The sequence below is a fragment of the Mesorhizobium sp. M7A.F.Ca.CA.004.04.2.1 genome, from assembly GCF_004022825.1.
Lineage (GTDB): Bacteria > Pseudomonadota > Alphaproteobacteria > Rhizobiales > Rhizobiaceae > Mesorhizobium.
Map to the genome: position 1 here is coordinate 1 of NZ_RZPH01000727.1, position 3,160 is coordinate 3,160.

A 3,160-nucleotide genomic window follows, 5' to 3' on the forward strand; every position below is an offset into this window, starting at 1 on the left:
GCCCGAGGGCTGCGCGGAGATCGAAAGCACCATATCCATGTAGGGGACGTCGATCCGGAAGGTCGAGCCCGCGGTCTCCGGCGACATACTCGATGTCCCCATCGCCGCAGCACTTGCGGATTGGCGCCGTTCAGGCTCACACACGGCGTTCGATACCAGGAGACCGATGGGAGCCATCCCTCTCGGAAAAGTTGGAAGCGACTGAATAGTCATTGGCCTATGCCCTTCATGAAACCTGTGTTTCTTGGAGGGAACGGATCGCCGTCGAAGCTTGATTGGGCGGCGGTAGCGGGACCAACAGGACCCCTGACTTCCGCGTTTCTGCTCCGACCCTATCCGATAAACCCTCGGCGAGTACGGGCTCAGAATATTCGGGCAGGCAAGGTGCTCAACTCTACGGGAGTTCACCAGTCTACATCATGTATTCGAGCTCCCCCTACCTAGATATAATCCTTATGTCTATCCGTATGGACCATGCTGTCTCAAGGCTTGCCCGATCTTTCCGATCTGGAATGATCGGCGCGCCATTTCAATCGTGCTCCGGTTGGCTTGCACTCGGGCCGTCGTCTCTTGCTCCCTGCATTTCGAGCCCGCTAACGGTTTCTTCCTCGATCTCGGTGCTAACGCCACCGTCTTCGCATCGGCGAATAGCTTTTGGACCGGTTTGGCAACCGGGATGATGTCGGCGTCAGCGAACAGGCACGTTGTTCGAAATCCATGCTTAAGGAAGTTGATGCTGCGTGTTCAACAGGTCATAGGCGGCGGAGTCATTCTGTCTTGATGTTCCCAAACCAGCTTCGAGTTGCCCCCTCACAAGCATCGTTCAGGCAGAAAAGACCGTGCCCATCGGAAATACTGTAGCCGGGAAGATGCTACCCTGTGAATTCCAACGTGATTGTCGTTGGGGCAACCGTTTAACACGAGAGGAAATTTCTTATGAACATCAAAGCTATCTGTCTCGCTGCAACATTCAGTCTTTCGATTTTTGGTGGCCATGCTCTGGCCGGGGCATTGGATGAGCCGGACACGATGATGCCGTTCTTCACCGACTCCAGCATGAAAACCATGAAGCCCCGGGTTGATTTTGAGCGCGTCTTTTTTTCCATGCCGGCCGAAAAGCAGGCACAGATGAAGGGTGAGTGCGCGGGTGAGGTAATGCAGCCATTCACCGCGTTCTGCGCGACCGTGAACACACTCGGCGGCCACAACTAGGACGCGCGTAATGCATGTCGCCTAAAAATTGACCTCGGTTATCAGAGGACGACATGCAAATAGAAAAAAGAACCTAAAGTGCGTCGCATAAATCCGCTTCAACGCAACGCGCTTTAGGTCGCCGGATCACGCCCTTCAACGCTATCGAAGAAGGGACCCTCCTATCGGACCTCCGTTGATCAGGACTGGCGGATCCACTGGCGTTGACGCCGGAGCGGCCCGATGACGACGCACTGGATCGTCCCCGCCATGGCAACGGCGGTTGGCATCGCTGCCTCTTCGGACGTGAAGAGCCAGCACGGCCGGAGCGGGCCGGCAGCCTCGGGCTGGGGATCTTCAAGAGCAGCCATTTCATTGGCAACCCGACTCAGCGCACGCGACAAAAGCTCCAGTTTCAAGTAGCCGGGCTAGTCACCGCGAGAAAGATTTTTGCCCCCATGCTGAACGTCGGCGATACGGTCTACCGGCTCGAACCCCAGATGAGCATCTCGATCAAGTTTGCACCGCAGCTAGTTCAGCCGCCCCAACGTCCTGAGTAAGCCCACGCAATTCGGCCGGAGGCGCAAGGCAGAAAGTTCGAAAAGCTTCCAAGAACCCCAGTCGATGGCCAATTGTAGAACCGTTGACGTCCGCGTTGAGACCGGCAGCGGACCGACGGCTTTATTGTCAGTCACTAGCCTACCCCTGCATTACGACCCAGCACAGTGCTACTTGAACCGGTGGCAAGCATCGGCTTTTCGCTAAGAAACGCGCTCCGGCAGGAATTGTCACGCTCCAGCGAGGACGCCAAGCCTGTCCAGAGCAGGTGCAAGTCCTTTCAACGACACGGGCAGGACCACCTCCTTCTGATCTGCGCTTCTGACCTTTATCTTGAGCACCGAACCGGCCCGCAAAGCTGCGACTGTTTCTTCCCCGAGGCTGAGCGGCACGATGCAGCCGGCCGGCAGGCAGGTGGAGAGGCGCAGCGCCGCCAGCGGCTGGCTGTCGTCAATCTGCAGTGTGGCACCGGCGTCGAGCAGGAGGCCAAACGGAAGAACGAGATTGCCGGCGAGCGTGCCGTCGCTGTTTCGCCTAAGCTCGACAGCCATCACCCGCTGCCCGTTCTGCTGCGTTTGTTGCTGGGAGACAGCGCACGCTATTTGTGGTGCCCCGCTTTGACAGGTTAGGTTCCAGTCCTGGTAGCTCTCCTGGAGCGAAGTAGCACCGCCTGGAAGGCCTGTCTTCTCTTGAGCAAATGCCGAAATCGCAAAGCCCATGATGAGCAGCGCGGTGGCCACCAGGAGGAGGCTTCTACCCCAGCTCTTACGGGTCATATCTTCATCCATTCCTGTCCAGCCCGGCGCACTCGAATCAGGGCTCATTGTCTTTGTCAGCCGTCAACCTGCTGACTACCACTTGACGCTGAGGCCGAGCTTCGCGCCGATGGAGCGGCTGTCGCCGAATTCCTTCAGGCTCGACTTTGCGAAGGCTTCCCCGAAGACCGTGTAGCGATCGTCGGCCCAGGAGAGCGATCCGCCGAGACCGACACCGCCCCACAGCGGCTGGTCGTGCTCGTGAAGCGCGGTGCCGGAGACATCCACGTCATTGCCGTCGAGGAAGTCGTAATAGAGATTGGCAATGCCGTAGAAATGCGAGCGGCTGACCTTGCCCTGGGCGCCGGTCCAGGCGTCCTCATAGTCGAGCGACAGGCCGGCACGGCCGATCAGCGCCTCACTGCGGCTCAGCGACACCGCTGCGTCGAACGGATCGGTGAAGCTGTCGAAGCGGACCGAAGAATAGGAGAGCTGAGCCTGCGGCGTCAGCGTCCATTTGGCCCCGAGCGCGAACTTCTGGCCGGCTTCGATGCTCACAGCATAGCCGAAGCCATTATTGCCCTTCGCGAGCTCGCTGCCCAGGGTGGTGGACTTCAGGTCGCTGTCATACCACGTTACCTGGGCCTGGCCGTCGG

General features: G+C 58.6%; 4 protein-coding genes. 2 read left to right on the forward strand and 2 right to left on the reverse strand.

The window, feature by feature from the left end; genetic code table 11:
* The first annotated feature begins 936 nt into the window (after positions 1 to 936).
* Complete coding sequence (locus tag EN893_RS25950) at positions 937 to 1,212, forward strand: hypothetical protein (protein ID WP_127270657.1); 276 nt, start codon at positions 937 to 939, stop codon at positions 1,210 to 1,212.
* 203 nt (positions 1,213 to 1,415) lie between these two features.
* On the forward strand, positions 1,416 to 1,751 hold the full coding sequence (locus EN893_RS25955) for a hypothetical protein (protein ID WP_127268392.1): 336 nt from the start codon (positions 1,416 to 1,418) through the stop codon (positions 1,749 to 1,751).
* A gap of 228 nt (positions 1,752 to 1,979) precedes the next feature.
* On the opposite strand, the gene EN893_RS25960 is transcribed toward EN893_RS25955, so the two are convergent.
* A complete protein-coding gene (locus EN893_RS25960) occupies positions 1,980 to 2,525 on the reverse strand; it encodes an invasion associated locus B family protein (RefSeq protein ID WP_236383341.1) in 546 nt (181 codons plus the stop codon).
* 75 nt (positions 2,526 to 2,600) lie between these two features.
* Positions 2,601 to 3,160, reverse strand: a 560-nt coding sequence (locus EN893_RS25965) for an autotransporter outer membrane beta-barrel domain-containing protein (RefSeq protein WP_128361877.1), incomplete at its 5' end; no start/stop codon positions are given.

Bases quoted from the DNA above. Each gene is read 5' to 3' on its own strand.
- EN893_RS25960 (WP_236383341.1), bottom strand. From the start codon at position 2,525: ATGACCCGTAAGAGCTGGGGTAGAAGCCTCCTCCTGGTGGCCACCGCG.
- EN893_RS25950 (WP_127270657.1), top strand. From the start codon at position 937: ATGAACATCAAAGCTATCTGTCTCGCTGCAACATTCAGTCTTTCGATT.